15 protein-coding genes and 1 pseudogene are annotated in these 16,353 nt (G+C 64.6%); 2 read left to right on the top strand and 14 right to left on the bottom strand.

Going from position 1 to position 16,353, the window contains the following annotated elements; all coding sequences use genetic code 11:
- Positions 1-7: 7 nt before the first annotated feature.
- The 7 genes from G3I40_RS14600 to G3I40_RS14570 form a co-directional block, all read right to left on the bottom strand.
- Positions 8-511 (bottom strand): hypothetical protein, encoded by a 504-nt coding sequence (locus tag G3I40_RS14600; RefSeq protein WP_164302600.1) that lies wholly within the window; start codon positions 509-511, stop codon positions 8-10.
- A gap of 25 nt (positions 512-536) precedes the next feature.
- Positions 537-2,384 (bottom strand): FtsK/SpoIIIE domain-containing protein, encoded by a 1,848-nt coding sequence (locus tag G3I40_RS14595; protein ID WP_164302599.1) that lies wholly within the window; start codon positions 2,382-2,384, stop codon positions 537-539.
- A 299-nt stretch (positions 2,385-2,683) separates the two neighbouring features.
- A complete protein-coding gene (locus G3I40_RS14590) occupies positions 2,684-3,046 on the bottom strand; it encodes a DUF6251 family protein (RefSeq protein WP_164302598.1) in 363 nt (120 codons plus the stop codon).
- Positions 3,046-3,390, bottom strand: a complete 345-nt coding sequence (locus tag G3I40_RS14585) for an RRQRL motif-containing zinc-binding protein (protein WP_164302597.1) — start codon at positions 3,388-3,390, stop codon at positions 3,046-3,048. Before G3I40_RS14585 ends, G3I40_RS14590 begins: the two co-directional genes overlap by 1 nt.
- Positions 3,390-4,400, bottom strand: coding sequence for a DUF2637 domain-containing protein (locus G3I40_RS14580; RefSeq protein WP_164302596.1), 1,011 nt, complete (start codon positions 4,398-4,400; stop codon positions 3,390-3,392). The genes G3I40_RS14585 and G3I40_RS14580 overlap by 1 nt, the downstream gene beginning before the upstream one ends.
- The gene (locus tag G3I40_RS14575; RefSeq protein ID WP_164302595.1) at positions 4,397-4,924 is read right to left on the bottom strand and encodes a hypothetical protein; all 528 of its coding nucleotides are present in this window, start codon (positions 4,922-4,924) and stop codon (positions 4,397-4,399) included. Before G3I40_RS14575 ends, G3I40_RS14580 begins: the two co-directional genes overlap by 4 nt.
- Positions 4,921-5,184 carry a DUF6284 family protein gene (locus G3I40_RS14570; protein WP_164302594.1) on the bottom strand — a complete coding sequence of 88 codons (264 nt, stop codon included), beginning with the start codon at positions 5,182-5,184 and terminating at the stop codon, positions 4,921-4,923. Before G3I40_RS14570 ends, G3I40_RS14575 begins: the two co-directional genes overlap by 4 nt.
- Positions 5,185-5,662: 478 nt before the next feature.
- Between G3I40_RS14570 and G3I40_RS14565 the strand changes: the two genes are divergently transcribed.
- The gene (locus tag G3I40_RS14565; RefSeq protein WP_164302593.1) at positions 5,663-6,058 is read left to right on the top strand and encodes a winged helix-turn-helix domain-containing protein; all 396 of its coding nucleotides are present in this window, start codon (positions 5,663-5,665) and stop codon (positions 6,056-6,058) included.
- 216 nt (positions 6,059-6,274) lie between these two features.
- Here the strand turns inward: G3I40_RS14565 and G3I40_RS14560 are convergent, their stop codons facing one another.
- Together G3I40_RS14560 and G3I40_RS14555 are read right to left on the bottom strand one after the other, a co-directional pair.
- Positions 6,275-6,817 (bottom strand): flavoprotein, encoded by a 543-nt coding sequence (locus G3I40_RS14560; protein ID WP_164302592.1) that lies wholly within the window; start codon positions 6,815-6,817, stop codon positions 6,275-6,277.
- Positions 6,818-6,834: 17 nt separating this feature from the next.
- Positions 6,835-8,070 (bottom strand): helix-turn-helix transcriptional regulator, encoded by a 1,236-nt coding sequence (locus G3I40_RS14555; RefSeq protein ID WP_164302591.1) that lies wholly within the window; start codon positions 8,068-8,070, stop codon positions 6,835-6,837.
- A 300-nt stretch (positions 8,071-8,370) separates the two neighbouring features.
- On the opposite strand from G3I40_RS14555, the gene G3I40_RS14550 reads away from it, so the two are divergent.
- Positions 8,371-9,726 carry a HEPN domain-containing protein gene (locus G3I40_RS14550; protein ID WP_164302590.1) on the top strand — a complete coding sequence of 452 codons (1,356 nt, stop codon included), beginning with the start codon at positions 8,371-8,373 and terminating at the stop codon, positions 9,724-9,726.
- 448 nt (positions 9,727-10,174) lie between these two features.
- Here the strand turns inward: G3I40_RS14550 and G3I40_RS14545 are convergent, their stop codons facing one another.
- From G3I40_RS14545 to G3I40_RS14525, 5 genes and pseudogenes are all read right to left on the bottom strand, one after another.
- Positions 10,175-12,151 (bottom strand): hypothetical protein, encoded by a 1,977-nt coding sequence (locus G3I40_RS14545; RefSeq protein ID WP_164302589.1) that lies wholly within the window; start codon positions 12,149-12,151, stop codon positions 10,175-10,177.
- Positions 12,148-12,525 (bottom strand): hypothetical protein, encoded by a 378-nt coding sequence (locus tag G3I40_RS14540; protein WP_239091735.1) that lies wholly within the window; start codon positions 12,523-12,525, stop codon positions 12,148-12,150. Before G3I40_RS14540 ends, G3I40_RS14545 begins: the two co-directional genes overlap by 4 nt.
- 557 nt (positions 12,526-13,082) lie before the next feature.
- The gene (locus tag G3I40_RS14535; protein ID WP_343244930.1) at positions 13,083-14,039 is read right to left on the bottom strand and encodes a reverse transcriptase family protein; all 957 of its coding nucleotides are present in this window, start codon (positions 14,037-14,039) and stop codon (positions 13,083-13,085) included.
- A 393-nt stretch (positions 14,040-14,432) separates the two neighbouring features.
- Positions 14,433-15,659 (bottom strand): hypothetical protein, encoded by a 1,227-nt coding sequence (locus G3I40_RS14530; protein WP_164302587.1) that lies wholly within the window; start codon positions 15,657-15,659, stop codon positions 14,433-14,435.
- Positions 15,660-15,818: 159 nt separating this feature from the next.
- Positions 15,819-16,352: pseudogene (locus G3I40_RS14525) on the bottom strand (NUDIX domain-containing protein).
- Between the last annotated feature and the right edge of the window lies 1 nt (position 16,353).

Below are 16,353 nucleotides of genomic sequence, written 5' to 3'. Positions count from 1 at the left end.
GGCGTAGCTAGCCGCAGGTGCAGTCGGGGCGTTCGCTGGAGCCGTCGGCGCCGCATCCGCAGCAGTGCGGGTAGATCTCGCCGCTGTCCTGCTCGGCCTCGCAGGTGGGGCAGTCGTCGGCCTCCTCGTACGGCTCGTCGTCGAGGCCGTAGCCCTGCGCGCCGATGGGGCTCAGCGCGCCATGGGCCTGTTCGAGGGCGGCATACAGCCCGTCCGCAGCGATGACCGCCGCGTCCGTGGCGCTGCGCAGCAGGGCGATGCGGGTTTCCAGGGAGTCGGTGCCCTGGTCGCTGTACAGGGCGCCCTGCTCGTGCTGGCGGTCGATGAATCCCGTGATCTGGCGCAGCGCCTGGGGAAGCCGCATGGCCAGCATGGAGAGGTTGCCGACGGTGCTGTATGCGTCGCCGGGGAAGGCCAGTCCGCTGGCCCACGGGAGGGTGGCGTAGTTGAGGGCGCGGACCGCTTCGGCGGCCTGGTCGGCCAGCTCGGCCGGGGTCGGAGGCGTCGTCATCGTGGGGTTCCTCTCGGGTAGGCGGTCAGGCGGCTTGCTGGCCGGGCAGGATGCGGCCGTCGGCGGTGCGGTGCAGGGATCCGCCGGCGGTGAGGGCCTTGATTTCGCGGGAGACGGTCCCCTTGTTGAGGCCGGTCGCGTCGGCCACGTCCTTGGCGGTGCGGGCGCCCGCCTGCACGGCGGACAGCACCTTGTCCCGGTTGGTCGCCGCCCCGGTCGATGCGGCGGCGGTGTCCTTGACCAGGCGCAGCGGCGTGCGCGACGCCGAATCGCTGGTGGCCTGCTCGGGGCTCCACACCGACTTGGGCAGCGCGCGGACACCCGTGTCGTCGAGGGTCCAGGTCCGCAGCATGCGCGGCCCATAGCCCTTGAGGTAGCCGTGGCCCCGGTACTCGCGGCCGTCGGGGATCTGGTGGGGCGCGTAGTGCGCGCAGTCGTCGAGCGCGACCTGCGCTTGCGTCGTGCCGGCCACCCGCAGCGAGAACCGGGTGAGCAGGTTGGGCGCGATCAGCTTGTGCACGCCGGGAGCGGACCCGTCGGTGAGCGGGTACTGCGTGGCCCACCACAACACGACGCCGCGCGAGCGGCCGAGCGAGGACAGCTCGATCAGCCGCTGAAGCCGGTCCCGGTCCCGCGCGATCGCCGCGAGAACGACCTGCCCTTCGTCGATGGGCACGGTGAGCTGTCGGCCATCCCACACGCTGATCCCACGCTTCTTCATGTCGCGCTTGCGGCGGGTCATCTCCGCGTGCGCGTCGTCGATCGCGGCCGCGATCTCGTCGACTTCCACGGCGACCCGGCAGACCGACTCCCAGATGTTGGCCTCTTCCCCCTTGCCGTCGATGAGCAGCAGGTCACCGCGCAGGTGGGCGGTGGCCATGAGGGGCCGGAACGACCACGACTTGCCGGTGCCGGACGCGCCGGAGACCAACAGCCGCTCGTCGAACGGAACCAGGACCTCATCGCCGGTCTCGGTGTCCAGACCCAGGCTCATCACCATCGGGTCGTCGGGGATGCGGTCCGGGGTCCACAGCGAGGAGACGCCCGCGGCTGCCGAACGCGTCGCCAGAGAGAGCACGGCCCACCCGCCGCGCGAGGCGGACGTGATCCGGATACGCAGCGCGGTGCGGGCCCCGAGCAGCGCACGCACCGAGTCGGCCTTGTCCGCGAGCGTCTTGACCGTCCACGTGCCGTCCAGGCGGACCTCGCAGCGGATGCCGCCCGGCTCGATGGCCGGGGGTGTGGTGACGGTGCCGGACAGGCCCCGGTCCGCAGCGTGCTCGACCCAGTACGCGGGGTCGAGACGCTCCATGAGCTGGCGTTCTTCGAGCGACAGCGACTCATCCACCGACACCCGCAGCGTGCGCCGACCGAGCGCGAGACCGGCCACGTTCGCCCCGATCAGCAACGCCGATGTGGTGGCGGGCCAGAGGGTGAGGTGCTGCGTGGACATGAGTGCGGACGCGATCGCGCCGGGCACGGCGTGCACCGAGTGCGATTGGATCGCGCGGGCCTTGAGCGTGGTCGGGTAGTTCACTCGCGCTTCCTTGAGCTTGGCGCGGGTGTCGCGCTCGTGTGCCGTGGCGGCCTTGGCCGCGACCCGGGCGGCGCGGCGGGGCGCGGCGAACCAGTTGTGCGTCGCGGCCCGAGCGGTGAGCTTCTGCGATTTGGCCGTGGACAGCGTGGAGCGCGCGGCGTTGTGCTCCTTCTGCGCCGCCATGAGCGTTTTCAGGTGCTCAGGGGTGCGCAGCTTGTTGCGGCGGTCGGCCTCCAGGTCCCAGCGCGCCGCGAACGGCACGAACACCGGGGAGATCGAATCGAGGGCCGTGGTGGTGGTGTTGGTGGTGGTCGACCATGCTTGCTTCCAGTCCACGAGAGTCCTCCAAGACAAGTGGATGAGGGCCGTCGGCCCGAGCGAGTTGCAGGCAGCGGTGCCGTCGGTTGCGCCGACGGCACCGGTTGAACCCCCGCAACCGCACCTGACCTGCGACGTTGCAGAGTTGAGCGAAGGGGAGGGGTGGGGCCCTACGCGCCCGCGCGCGTAGGGCCGTCGAAAAGACGGCCGCGCAACCCCCTCGCGGGCCCCTGAAAGGCCGTTCGCGGGGCCGGGGGTCTTCCACCCCGCGCGAGGGGGTTCGAGCGCTCTGCGAGCCGTCTAGGGGCGCGAGTTGCTCAGCGACCCCGGCGGCTCTTCCTGCCGGTGGTCTTGCCGCCGTCGGACACGGCGCGGACCACGGTGACCACGGCCCACCCGAGCAGGAGCGTGATGAACGCGAGCATCGCGAGGTTCGCGGCAATCGCGGTCAGCACGCCGACGAGCAGCGGGCCGAAGTAGACGCCGGCCGCGACCGTCCCGGCGCCGATACCGGAGCCGAGCGCGAGGCGCTGCACCGTGCGGTCCGGGGGCGCCTGGTGGATGTGGACCACCTGCGGCCCGGCCTGCTGTGCGGGCAGGGAGGCGGGGTCGGCGTAGGTGTGGGTGCCGTCGGGGAGCTGGACGACGGTCAACTGACGCTGTGCGGGGAGGTTTTCCATCACGCAGCCTCCAGGCCGGTGTCGTCGGGAAAGGCGCAGGTGGAGCACATGCCGAGCGTCGGCGGGATGACGTATCCGGCATCGCGCCGGCACTCGGGGCAGGTGCGGCGGGCAGCGTTGGCCTTGGCCAGGGCCGCCCGCCGGGCCGCCGTCATCGGACGGACCGGCTTCGCGGCGTCGATGCGGTAGAGGTAGGCGACCAGCGGGCCCCGCCGTCGGCGGGGCCGTTCCACCTGCGCGGCCACCTCCTGACCGCCGGGCCGCAGCCCGAGGGCGCGCAGCTGGCGGTAGGTGGCGTAACCGTCCGGGGCGAGGCGCCACGGGTAGGTGGGCAGGGTGGCCATCAGTTGCTCGCGATGGCGAGTTCAACGCGGCGGCCGGCGTCGGGCTCGCGCTGCTCGGCGTAGCGGGAGGAGACCCACCCGACCGACCAGCCGCACAGCTCGGCCGCCTGCCGCACCGAGAGTCCGGCACTGCTCGCGGCGGCCACGATCCGGCGCGCCTCGTCCTCGGGCAGCTTGCTCGAAGCCGGGCCGCGATTCAGCAGTTCGGCGCGTTCACGGGCCGCCTGCTCGTCGCGTTCACGGCGTTCACGCTCGGCCGCCGTAGCGCGCTCGCACTGTTCCGCTTGGGCCCGCTCGCGGGCCTGCTGTTCACGGCGCAGCCGCTCGTGTTCACGCTGTTCACGCTCGCGTTCACGGCGTTCACGGGCCTCACGCTCGGCAGCCTCGGCCCGCTCGCGAGCTTCCCGCTCCTCGCGCCGCTGCCGCTCCTCCCGGTCCGTCTGTTCACGGAGCAGGTGGGCTTCGTGCTCGCGCTGTTCACGCGCCAACTGCGCGGCGTGCTCGCGCTCCTCGCGGGCCTCGGCACGGGCCCGCTGCTCGCGCTCGCGGGCCGCCTGCTCGCGCTGCTCACGCTCGGCCCTCTGCTCGGCCTTAAGGGCCGCTTGGGCGGCGGCCAGGGCGCGCCGGTAGGCGAGGCTGGTCTCCGCCGTGACGATGAGCAGCAGCGGCGCCACGGAGTGCACAGCCACTCCCACCAGGTCCTTCTTCAGCGCGGAGTCCGCGATGTTCAGCGCCCACGTCATGAGGCCGGTCATCCAGCGCAGGGCAACAGGCCACTTGCCGCCATGCCCACCGAGACGGGCCAGGACGTCATCGAGCTTGACCACGATGACGACAGCGGCGTCCACGACGAGCGGCAGGATCGGCGCCGTCCACGCCCACTCGTCGGCGGTGTGCTTGGCCATGAGCGGGGTGACGGTGAGGATCGAGTAGAGCATCGCGCCGCACACGATCAACCACGTGCCGCCCGACAGCGCGCGCTCGGCTGAACGCGTCTGAACACTGTTCACGCCGCACCCCCGACCGGTTCAGCCACCGGCTCCAGCGAACCCCGGAAGCCCTGCGACGCGGCGTCGTAGATGAACGCCGCGAGCAGCCATTCCGCATCCGCCCAAAACCGCCGTGTGGGTCCCCACTTGTCGGCCGGAGCGTGGTGGGTGGCGGTGTCGGCGTACGCGTCCTCACGGCTGCCGTAGACCATCACCGGCGTGCCGTAGTGCAGGAGCACGAACACCTGCCGGGCCGCCTTGCACGCCTCGGCCAGCTCCTCGCGCAGGCGCCGCAGCTCGTTGCCCTTCAGCAGAAGCTCTTGCTGCGCGGCGGCCAGCTCGGCCACCGCGCCGGTGAACATCTCACCGACTTCGTTCTTGCTCTCCTCGGCACGCTTCGCGCGGCCGGTGACGGTGGCCAGCTCGACCACGTGCCGGGCCGCCGCCTCGTGCGCGGCCTCACTCGTCTCGCGGGCCCGCTCGAACGCGGCGTGCGTGTCGGCTTCGAGCCGCGCGAGCCGCTTGCGGGTGACGATGCGGATCATGCGACACCGCCCGTCTGCACGGCCGTGCCGTTGAGCTGATCGCGGTGGGCGGCGAGCACGCGCCGGCGGGCCCGGCGGATGCGCCGTTCGTCCAGCTCGGTCGGGGTGCGGTCGATGGTGATGATCTGCGCGTCCAGCAGGTCTACCTCGGCGCGGATGACGGGCATCTCGCGCTCGATGGCGTCCAGCTCGGCGTTCGTCGGCTCCATGAACGGAGCGAAAGCGGTAACAGCGTCCTGAACAGTGACGATGTGTTCCATGGGTCGTGGTCTCCCTAGCGGTGGGCAACGGCCCGAACAGCGGCCCCGGTGTTCGAGCACCGGGGCCGCGCGCCGTTGAAGTCGGTAGATCCGGCTCCCCTCGGCGCCGCTCGTACGAGACGAGCGGCGGAGGCAACCGGCCGCAGCCGATGAGCTGCGGCGAGGTGGGGTAGTGCGCGGTCTCCTTCGGGAACACGAGCTCCCGTGTCAGGCGTATGGAGACGTGACCTTTCGGTCTAAGCCCTCCGGTTGACCAGGGAACCGGGAACCTCGGCCCGATCTGCCCCGGGCCCCTTGACGCCGAATCCGAAGACTCGACGCCCGTTTATGCAGGTCAAGCAACTGCAATCGGATCAGTGAGGCCCGTTTCCGGGGTCTCGTTCCATCGCGATTTCAGATTGACCCATGTCAATCTGAGTGTCAAGCGGTCTCGCTGAAGGGATCGGAGATTGACCTAGGTCCAGCTACGCTCGGGGGTATGGATGAGAGCCCCGAAGCGCCCAAGCAGCCGCCGACGGCCAAGGAGATCGCAGCCGAGTACCGTGCGAAGATCACGGACCCTGACAGCGAGTACAAGCCCGGCCATCGACTCCCCGCCGCCCGTGGGCTTGCCAAGGAACTGCGCGTTCAGCTCATGACCGTGCAGAGCGCGTACAGCCAGCTTCGGGATGAAGGGCTTGTACTCACCCAGCAAGGGCGCGGCACGTTCGTCCGGGATCCGTCCGTCCCCCTCGGCACCGAACCGGGGAGTAGCCCCGCGTTCACCGCCTTGGCGACTGAACTCAGTGCGATCCATGACGCCCTGCGTGTACTCGGTGAGCGACTGGACCGCCTTGAGCAGATCGTCGGTACTGAGACTCCACCCGCACCGTGAGTTTGTCGGTGCGCTCCACCAGTCGTTCCACGGTGGCGCGCGCCTCCCGCAAACTCGCCTTGATCAAGGCGAGTTCGACAGGTGACATGTCTTGCAGTTCGCCGCGCTGCTCGTTGATGCCTGACATGCCAATGAGCATGTAGTCCAGAACGGCAGAGGACCCGGACAGAGTGTCCGGGTCCTCTTTCCTTGCAGGTCAGGCGGGTTGACGACCTGTCATTGGGGGCTTGCATTCACGGCGTCCAACACCGCACCCCACGGGAGGTCACGCCCCGCCGGCGCTTCCCTCGGCTCGTACAGCGGCCACACGTCCGGGTCGTCGACAACGCGCACGTCACCGGACCGAAGGGCCGCGATGTGGTGCTTCCACGCCGGATGGCGAGCGTGCGCCGCGTTCACTCGTGGGAAGACGACGACCGGCAGCGAGAGCGTGCCGATGGCCTCGCCCACCTGCGTCAGCGCCTGGTTGTCCATCAGCCCCATTGCGAGCTTGGCCACCGTGTTGGCTGACGCAGGGGCGACGACGTAGCAGTCCACCTGTGGGTGCGGGCGGGCCTCGCCTGGGAGCCGCGGTTCGTCCCGGACGGGAAAGCCCGTCGCCTTCTCCAGGCGCTCCACCTCGCCAGCGAGCCGAAGCCACTGGCCGGCGGTCGGTGTGAGCGTCACCGCCACCCGCCACCCGCGCTCGATCGCAGGCTCCACGAGTCCGGTACGCAGCGTCTCAACGCCTCCGGCCGCCGATCCGACGACTCCGAGCACCCCACGCTTACTTGAACTCACTGCACCGCCTTGCATCGTTGAGCCATCACGAACACCTCGGACGAACGCGAGCCGCTAGAAACGGGCGCCTGCTTGATCAGGTCCCGCAGAGTCTCGCGCACCCTGGGATTGTTGCGTACAAGCTGTGGCGACGTGCGCTCGGCCGTCCGCAGCTCGGCGAAGGACTCGTCACTCTGCCCAGCCAGGGACAGTGCACGCGCGTAGTCGATGCGGTGCGAGACGCTGCGCTCTTGCGGCATGTGGTCGACGTTGATCCGGCCGTTCTCGACCACGTACGCGATGTTGTCCAGGTCCAGCTCGATGGACAGGCGGTGCAGCACGACGTTCGTGGGCCCGAACCCTGTCTGCCAGTAGTTCTCATCGGATCCGAGGTCGTCCGCGAGTTCCTCGGCACGATCCAGCAACCCGTTCGCGATGGAGCGGTCTTGATGTCGAGCAGCCGCCACGGCGGCACGCAGGTGAATCATGCCGAGCAAACTCAGCGCTTCCGGGTCGTGCTCGGTGACCTGAGACGACAACCATGCAGCGGCAGTGTTGCCCAGCTCCAGCGCGTCGTCATACCGGCCGTTAGCGAGTAGGGCGTGCGTGCCGGAACGCGCGGCCGACGCGAGCACGAGCGGGTTGTCCGACTCGTCAGCGGCCCGCATCGCACGTTCTGCGGCCAGCCACGAGATGTCAGACTCGCCGATCTTTGCCAGCGTCGTTGCGGCGAGGTGGTGAGTGCGGGCGGACACCGCCCAGCAGTCTCCGCGATCCTCTCCGCGCCGCGTCGCTCGCTCCTCCAGTTCCTGTGCAGTCTGGAGCAGCCCCGGAAGGGCTGCGATGACGCTGCCGAGCCGCCCGCCCTGGTAGTCGTTCCACGACTGTTCTACGCGCACGGCCACGGGCGCGGGCGTCGGGAGCTGCGTCTCGGCCTCGGGGCCGAAGAGTAGACGGGACAGCCGGCGCGGGCTCATGAGGGCGTCACGCACCGCAGGTACGTCGTCCTGTTGCCGCTCGTCCTCCATGAGCACGGTCTGCCCGAGCAGATCCCCGAGCGGAACGCGCAGGATGCGCGCCAGCTCGGCGAGCATGTCGACGCGGGGAGGATTCCGGCTCCCTCGTTCGATTTTCGCCAGCCAGTCGGTGCTTCGGCCGACGAGCCCGGCCAGGACCTCCTGTGTGTGGCCGCGACGCCGGCGGTAGAACGCGATCCGCTCGCCGATGCTGAGGTGATCTCCAAGACCACGCATTGCGTCTTGCCTCCTACTGGTGGTGAGGGCCGGTTTCACGGTACAAAGCCGCCGTCAGGGCGGATAGATGACCTCCTCATGAGGCTCAAGCACGACCAGCGTGTATGACCACAAGCTCGTGGACCCGGACAGACTGTCCGGGTCCACGAGACGACGACTCGAACCGAGTCAGAGAAGACGACGCAGCGCGCCGTACTGCCGTGCGCAACTTGGGCGTCAGCCGCATCGGTTCACCATTCCCCTGCGACGCTCGGACGCAGGGTTCACAATGCCCCTAACGCAAGGCGAGCGGAGGACCCCATGAGGAAAGAGCTTGAGACACTACTGACTGGAACCGTGGGGTTCTTCTGGCCGATTTCACCTACAGGTACATTCGATGAAGAACCGGAGCGGGGATTTATTAGCCGGTCAGAATCCGGACGCCTAGACGTTCGCACGCTGAACGAAAATCCAGATAGCGCACTCTTCGCCACCTCGAATCGACAGAGACCTAGGGCGCTCGTCTGCCTCTCCCCGGAGGGTAGTGCCATCATTCTCGACATCACTAACCACGGTGGCACAGCAAACATCGGAGGGAGGCGCGCATCCGCCTACACTTACTCCGCCAGAACAGCAATCTCCGGATTCCCAGTCGAGCATCTCGATAAGGGAAAAATCGACATCAGAGTTAAAAGGCTAACGGCCCACTTTCCCGGAATTTCCGCTTGGGCAGGGCTGAAGGTTGTCAGCTTTGAGGAAGAGCGCAAGCCGGACGGTCACGCCAAATCCGCAACACTTCGACTTCAGTCTCCGGATGAAGTAACAGCCACACTTGGATCGCTGACACTTACTATCGGTGGACACTGGGAAGCTCACAATAACGAGGATCGGGCATCAATCTATTCACCCGTGGCCATCGGCGTGAGGGCGAAGCAAGCGAGAGACATCTCCGACTTGATGAAGTACCTGGTGCGCATCCAGGATCTTGTGAACGTAGCCTATGACACTTTCGTCCAAGTAGACGGAGGCTCAGCCATCATCGGCGCAGAGCCGACCCCAGACAGGTTTCCGCAGTTCTGGAATGACGCCCTCATGCTGCCGCCGCCAAATCGAGGCACAAGGAAGAACACTTCCGGGATCCCGCTCTTCACGCTGTCCGATCTACACGGCGCCGAGGGGGTTAGTCGATGGGTTCGGCTATATGAGCAGTTCCCGAGCGCTTTCGATGCTGTCGCAATGCCGTATCGCTCCGGCAGGATGACGGCGCACAGCTACCTTAGAGAGACTGCTGTGGGAATCGAGCGCTTGATTGCCGGGGCGAAGCGGCAGGGGCGCCCAAAGTGGGCAAACGCTAAACCTCAGAGCTATGCCTTGGCCAACCGCGTTGGCCAACCGTTCACCGATTTCGTGGGAGACCCCAAGGAATGGGCAGATCTTTTTTGGGGCGCCTACAACGGGGGAAAGCATCAAGCGGACTACGAACCGGACCCCCGCGATCTATCAATACTTGCCACCTCCGGGAACCTACTCTTGACCGCATACCTACTCCACAGGTGCGGCATGTCCAAAAGCGCCTTGAACCGCCTCTTCCAGCACAGGGTCAGCTACCGCCTGCGCGATCGAACTCGCGAACTCGTAGCCAACCCACCCGCAGGGCTGCGGCCGCCCAAGCGCTGAGCAGCGAGCCACTCTCGCCGGGGCTCCGACCACCGGGCCGTCACTGGGCCGTCGAACGTAAGCCCAAGGCGACCAACAACGACCAGCGACAACCGCTCCCTTGCTGGTCACAGCGGGGGCAGACTCTCGCCGCGCAGGTCATCAATCCGCGACATCAGTTCTTCGACATCTAAAGCGCGGGGTCGGGTGACCTTGGCCGGAGCCCCGGAAACGTGATGTGACCTGCGGAAACACCTTCCAGTGTTTCTCATTGGTACCGCTGGGTTCCCAGGCTCTTGTGCACCGGGGGTGCACCAGTAGACCACTCCCCTGACTTGACGTCAGAACAGCAGCGAGGGCCGCTTCCCCTGGATCGTGGGAAGCGGCCCTCGCTGTCTCATCGCGCAGATCCTGGTAACGGACATGCCCCGTTGGGCGACCAGGCTCGGGGGCGGTCCGCTGGCGCAAGCTAGACCTGGTTCCACTCAACCGGGGCTGCTGCCCACACTGCCATCTGCTGTTTCGAACGGATAGCCGAGGGCCCGGCGTCGTTGCCAAGTCGCGCGAACCGGATCTCGCCCGTCAGCGCCTCAACCAGGGCTGTGTCATCGAGTTCCCGAGCAAGTGCGCGTAGCGACCGAAGTCGCAGTACGGGATTGTGCTCTGTGCCGAACGGTGACACCGCACCGACTTGGTGGGCGGTCCAACGTCGTACCGTCGCCTGGTCGATGCAAGGTGTGCCGTCAATCGTCCAGGTCCGATACATGCGGATGGTGGCAATGCCGAAATTGTCACCGTCGACGTCTCCACGAGAGAAGGCATGTAGTAGCGCTGTCGGGCCGGTCAAGAGGCGGATCCTATCCGCTCCCTGGGCTTCCAGCGTCATGGTTTTGATGAAGTCCGGAAGCAAGGTCCCCACTCCCGCCACGAGTGTCATGAGTTGCTGAGACGGGGGCGCGGTGAGAACAACGTGCCACGCGTCCGAATCCTCGTGGACAACGACGTCCACGCAACCCTGGACCGTGAGCATGGCTGCTGCCATGGCGTCGGCGCTGACACCGAGTGCCTGATAGCCGCCCGCGTCGAAGCCGACGCCCTCCTGAGCAAGGGCCAGCAGCATGCCAAGCAGGCATCCGAGGGAGCTCTCACAGGCAGCGAGGGCACAATCGACCAGATCCGCCCGGCTGACATGACTGCTGGCAGTTCGTGTTTCGAAGGTGACGCCTGTTTCGACGTATCGCGTCATCCGGTGCGCTTGCGCGTTGCGCAGGTCCAGGTCGAACCCGTGCAGGAGCAGCCTCAGCGTTGTGTGCGACCGGGCAGACTTCAGCACAGCCGTGGCATCCTCCTGACGGAGCTTCCTGTAGGGACGTGACTTGTGTCCCCCTGCCAGGAGCAAAGCGATGGCTGTGATCTGCCCTGGTCCTTCGACCAAGCTCGCGTTGAGGTCCACCAGGGCGCGACCTGCTTGCCTCATGAATGCTGGTGTCCGAGCAGCATTCTTTGCCTGCACGGACGCGTCAAACAGTTCCAGCACAGCAGCTTGCACGTCAGGGAGGAAGGCGGGGTCTGAGGCCAACGCCGAGAGTCGCTCCGGATCTTGGCTGAACAGCGTGAAACTGTCGGCCACAAGACTTCTGAATCGTGGGCCGTCGCTGTAGACCTCCATCGCCAGGTTCTGCAGCGAGAACTGGAGCCCGAGGCTATGACCGGGAGCTGGTGCCCGGCCGACGAGCTCCTTCAAAGTTCTTTCAGCTGCGGCATTCAGATCAAGAACGCTGTCGCAGCTGTACTGCTGCATCGCCTGGCGCAGCAGATGCGCCAACTGGCCCTCGAGAGGATCGGTACTGAGCAGCAGTTCCATGAAGTTGAGTTCGTCGCTGAACGCGGCCAGTCGCTCCGCCGCCGAATCCAATTGCTGTTGGGCAGTGTCTGCCTGTCTCTGCGCTTCCAGCGATGTCGTCGCCTCCATGGCGCACAGGTAGCCGTGAACCATCTGCACCATGCACGCCACACAGCCCTCGGACCGCGCGACAATCGAGATCCACGGACGGTGGCGCGGCGTCTCTTTGAGGAGATAGTGCTCGGCAGCGATGGCTTCTGCGGCTGAGCGCGCGTCGTCAACTGCGTTCTCGTCGCCTCGGCTCAAAGCGTGCAGCGCGGCGAAGAATTGGGGCATCCAGGCTTGAAGACGCTGGATCAGTTCTTGGATGTCATTCAGCGCCAGGGACGCCGCTGCTGGCAGCGGCGAAGGAACGATCTCCAACGCCTCCTTGGCTGCTTGAACTGCTGTGCGCCGTCGCGCGGTTTGACCGTCCAACTCCCACTGTGCCGGAGACGCATTGCAGTCGGCGCAGCTGACGCCGCGGATGCGCGAGATGCCGCATCGAGCGCAGTCGATCAAGGAGAAGGACAACGTGAACCGGAACTGATTCTGCTCTCTCATGCTGAGAGACTCCTGCGGCGCACACACAGGGAGTACGTGACTTCCTCCAGGCCGCTGCTACCCCAGCCGCCGCTTGTTGCCACCTCCCAGCCCTGCTGCTCACTCATCCGCTTGGCGAAGGCAGCCAAGTCCTTGATCCGGCAGCCACAGACCAGCGTGAGGTCGACTGCGACGTAGGGGCTGCGCGCATTCTGCCCGTGAGGTGATGTGGTCCAACGCACGTCGGGGGTATGGTCCTTAAGACCTGTGCGCTCATCGTCGTGCTTGATGCCGTGGGCCTTGGCGTACTCCTCTAGGTCATCGATGGCGAAGAGATCGCTCGACCACTGACCGGGCCAGACAACGAACAGCCGGGATGCGCTGGGCCACCGCACGTTCGTACACACCCGGCCCGTTCCCATGAGTGATGGTCCCGTCCCCGTGCACTTCGATGTAACAGACAGTCCCTGACGTATAAGGAAATGCCTTGCCCGCAGCGGCGGCGCTCCTTGGATCCACTGTCCCCTCGCGGTTGCACTCGACTGGCTTCAGTGAACAGCAACAACTCGCAAGACGTGGAAGTTTCGTGAAATCGATCGAGCAGAGGAAGACGTAATTCCACCTCCCCATAACACATGAAGCCTTCAGAGAGTAGACACTCTCTCGATGCCCATCAGTAGAAGCAAGGCAATAAGTGAAGCAGCCGAGCCTCATGGCGTTTCGCCATCATGCCTCCGGGTGCAGGGTAGGAGACGCCCTCCTGCCGCCTGTTCAGCTGTCGTGACGCGACGACAGACTGCGAGCCTGCCGGGCGATTTTGCTCACCACGCGGGCTGCAAAATCCGGCAAGCAGGGAGCATCCCATGGACTCATAGCGGTCGCACTCCGTGATCTCAATCTTCTTGGTGCAGCAGTCCATCCAAACGGAAGAGCTTATTAGATCTGTGACTAGTCAGCAGGATGGAAAGTCCCAGCCAGACGCAACTAGGGCGGAATCCCATCGTTCACGCATCCTTTGAGCCCAGTCCCGAGAAACGCTTTCAGCGTGGGAAATCAAACCAGAAACATGATTAACGAGACCAAATAGCGAGCTGAACCCTCGATGACTGCAATGCTTTTGGAGGCCGAACTTTTCCACACCCCTGATGTGATTCTCCACCCTCGTGCGGAACTCTCGCGAAAGCCGAACTTCATCCCCATCCACAAGAAGTCCGAGGATCAACTTCCTCCCACCTGGCGGAATTATTCGGGTTTTCTGGCCATGAACTACAAAACCAGACTTAGTGATTTCGCGAGAAATTTGCCCGATTACACTTCGGGCCGCAGCGCGCGAGAAGTGTTCCCCTGCCGAAAGGGCCAGGTCATCAGCGTATCTTGTGTAGACCAGACCTGCATCCATCGCAATACTTGACAGTCGCTCATCAAGCCTTCGGGACACAAGGTTGGCTAGCGCTCCGCTCGTGGGCGACCCTTGCGGAAGAAATCCCAGGTAGGGCTTCCTGTATGCATGAATAACCCTATACTTGCCGCCGTCGGCGGTATACTTTTCAAGATCTAAATGATTAACAAATCCCGCATAACGGGTGCAGACGCGGGAAAGTTCAAACGCCGGAAGCGGCTGATATCCAAGCCCTTTAAATACTTTAAATACCTGAACTTCCGTCACGCTCTCGAAGAAGTTGTGGAAATCTAGCTTGAGTATCCACTTCGCTCCAAGATGTTTGCGCGCGCAGTCTAGGACAGATCGCCCTTGGAAATAGGCATAACTGTTGGGGTGCGGCTGAACCTCGTTAAGAATATCTCGAAGTATCCACCTCTGAACGTGCATTAGCGAGGGTCCGGGAGCGGATATCACTCGAGCTCGAGCACCAGATTTCTTCCTAATCTGGAAACTGAGGTAGGGGTCCATGTCACGCGCAACCACGCTACGCAGATATCGATGCGAAACGCCGGTTCTACTGGCCAAGTGCCCCAGAGTCAGTACAGAAGAGAGCCCAGCAGCTTCTACCGCTCGGGACTGCGAAAGCGCGTTAGTAATTATGGATTCGGGTACATTCCGCCGTAACCCATCGCTGCGATATTTGTGCGGGGAGTCAGTAGTCATCTACCTCTGAGCTGCTAAGCAAGTGCAACGCCTCCTGTGTGGCGAGGCCCGCCAAGGCTTCGCAGGGTTAAGGCGCCTCGCCACACACCAGGCGTGGCGGACGCTTGCCCAAAGCGCAGACCGAACGGTCTACGCCGCGTGTGTCGGAGAACAAGCTCCAACTGGGCCAGACCCGACGGATCTGGCGGCTACTAGACGCTACTGACTCCCCCTCAGCGCCGTAGGGTAGTAGGGCTCGTTGCTGCCGGTCAACGCCTTCGCTGGCAACTGTTGCGCTGTGGTTCGACGCGCCGATCGCAGTTCCGCCCAGCCGGCCTCCGTCAGTCGCCTCTGGCCGTCGATCAAACCTAGAGCCTCGCCCATGTTGAGCATCTGATTGACTACCCCAACAGGAACACCGAAGTGCATGCTGAGGGTGTGATCTCTGCGTTTTCTCGCGGCAAGAGCTCCTAGCAATACGAGAAGATTTTTCAAGTCTGAGCTCTCACCTTTTAGTCGCCCGCCAAGTTGACGAGCCAAGCGCCGCTGACCAATCTCTTCCGAGATTTTAGCTATATCAACCCATCGACCATAGCCAGCCAGATCTGACTGTTGGCGTGGGTTCATTCGTCGATTAACAAACAGTGGGTCCCATGGACCTCCATTGGGCCCCTTTTTCTGCCACAAGACAGCCGGAAGGTTATTCGGCACCGTGTGGGGCATAACGCAGAGTCCGCGACTGCGATCGCGACCGTAGGCGTAATCGCTCTTCCAAGCGTAGGATTGACAAAGATTCTCTATCAATTCGCGCTCCCTGGCAGTCCAACGAGCACTTATAAAATCGACACCGCGCTCCAACGAGAAGACAGAGTCGAATAGCCCTTCCTTCTTCAGGTTCCGAGCTGCGAGATCGGACATACAGAAGGATGCGTAATGAACTTCAAGCCACCCGTAAGAGCGCCAGCTACGGATAGACGTATTGCGCATCCACCCTTTCCCGTGCCTTATCGCAAGCCCTCCAGAGCCGGAATAGTCATCGATCAATAGTATGCTTCTGAAGCTTCTTTCTCGTAGCTCTTCCAGGGGCGGATTCCCGCCCACTACGACGCCATCGGGCGGGCTCTCGACAGCATCTCGGATTATATTGGCAACGATAACGTAGCTACCGGGAAGTTTTCGATCGACATGGATCGGTGAAGGCTCATGCTGATTCTTGCGCGTGTTCTTTACAGGATAGACACCCACAGGTCCCTTTATTGAGGCCAGGCGATCGAGGATCAACTGCAGCGAGCGCGACCTGCAATCATCTGCCGAAAAGATACGCAGGCTGTTCACGAGGAGTTCGGCTGATTCTCGATCTTCAGGTGCGAAGTTTTGGAGCCATGCCAGCCCCTCAGGAGTGGTACTCGGCAGGCGAATCGCTGGTCCGCCATCGCTGTTGTTCATCTTCCTCCGGTCGCTGCAGGCATCGGTCACCCGTGTGCCAGGTGCACGATGCCAGGACTGTGCCGCTCATGAACAGATAGTTGCTGGATCACATGACCGCCTTCTAGGCACTCTCCGCATGCCATACAACCGAGGACATGCCGTCCCTGCGCACCCCCTTCACTTCCAGCCGTCGAGCGACACCTCAGGACCACCTTTGAGGTAGCGGTGAAGCGCGCTGGCGGTCGTGTCGACGAACTCCTCCGGGATGGCATCGGCATCGACCCACCTCACCTGAGCGTGCTTCCGGGGCTCACGGTTCTCGGGCTCGCCAGACCATTACGGCGCGACAAAGACGACGGTGAGGAAACCGTTCGGGGCCTCGACTCCCCACGCCCCGTGGATGATGTGGGCGACCTTCAGGGCCTCTGGCTTCACGACCAGGCCGGTTTCCTCGTACAGCTCGCGCACCGCGGTCTGTGTGATCGGCTCCCCCGGTTCGCTCTTGCCGACCGGGAGGTCCCACATGCCCTGGGCAAACTTCGCGTTCTCGCTGCGCTGTAGCAGCACGACTCGGTTAGTGGCCTTGTCGTGGACGATGACGGCCGCGACCAGCAGGGTCATGGATTCGAGAGCGGGCTTGAGGGCTTGAGGGCGGGCGTCGGTCGTCGGCTCAGCCACGGGGTTCCCTTCGTCGGCCTGGTTGTTGGGCATG

Origin of the sequence: Streptomyces sp. SID14478 (assembly GCF_010548525.1) — a bacterium.
Taxonomy (GTDB): domain Bacteria; phylum Actinomycetota; class Actinomycetes; order Streptomycetales; family Streptomycetaceae; genus Streptomyces.
Note: the sequence above shows the minus strand (reverse complement) of the source record. Positions and strands in the feature narration are given on the sequence as shown.

What these genes read in the sequence shown, in the direction of transcription:
- G3I40_RS14585 (WP_164302597.1), bottom strand. Translation starts at nt 3,390, where the DNA reads ATGGCCACCCTGCCCACCTACCCGTGGCGCCTCGCCCCGGACGGTTAC.
- G3I40_RS14545 (WP_164302589.1), bottom strand. Translation starts at nt 12,151, where the DNA reads ATGAGAGAGCAGAATCAGTTCCGGTTCACGTTGTCCTTCTCCTTGATC.
- G3I40_RS14565 (WP_164302593.1), top strand. Translation starts at nt 5,663, where the DNA reads ATGGATGAGAGCCCCGAAGCGCCCAAGCAGCCGCCGACGGCCAAGGAG.
- G3I40_RS14600 (WP_164302600.1), bottom strand. Translation starts at nt 511, where the DNA reads ATGACGACGCCTCCGACCCCGGCCGAGCTGGCCGACCAGGCCGCCGAA.
- G3I40_RS14575 (WP_164302595.1), bottom strand. Translation starts at nt 4,924, where the DNA reads ATGATCCGCATCGTCACCCGCAAGCGGCTCGCGCGGCTCGAAGCCGAC.
- G3I40_RS14550 (WP_164302590.1), top strand. Translation starts at nt 8,371, where the DNA reads ATGAGGAAAGAGCTTGAGACACTACTGACTGGAACCGTGGGGTTCTTC.
- G3I40_RS14530 (WP_164302587.1), bottom strand. Translation starts at nt 15,659, where the DNA reads ATGAACAACAGCGATGGCGGACCAGCGATTCGCCTGCCGAGTACCACT.
- G3I40_RS14590 (WP_164302598.1), bottom strand. Translation starts at nt 3,046, where the DNA reads ATGGAAAACCTCCCCGCACAGCGTCAGTTGACCGTCGTCCAGCTCCCC.
- G3I40_RS14570 (WP_164302594.1), bottom strand. Translation starts at nt 5,184, where the DNA reads ATGGAACACATCGTCACTGTTCAGGACGCTGTTACCGCTTTCGCTCCG.
- G3I40_RS14555 (WP_164302591.1), bottom strand. Translation starts at nt 8,070, where the DNA reads ATGCGTGGTCTTGGAGATCACCTCAGCATCGGCGAGCGGATCGCGTTC.
- G3I40_RS14535 (WP_343244930.1), bottom strand. Translation starts at nt 14,039, where the DNA reads ATGGACCCCTACCTCAGTTTCCAGATTAGGAAGAAATCTGGTGCTCGA.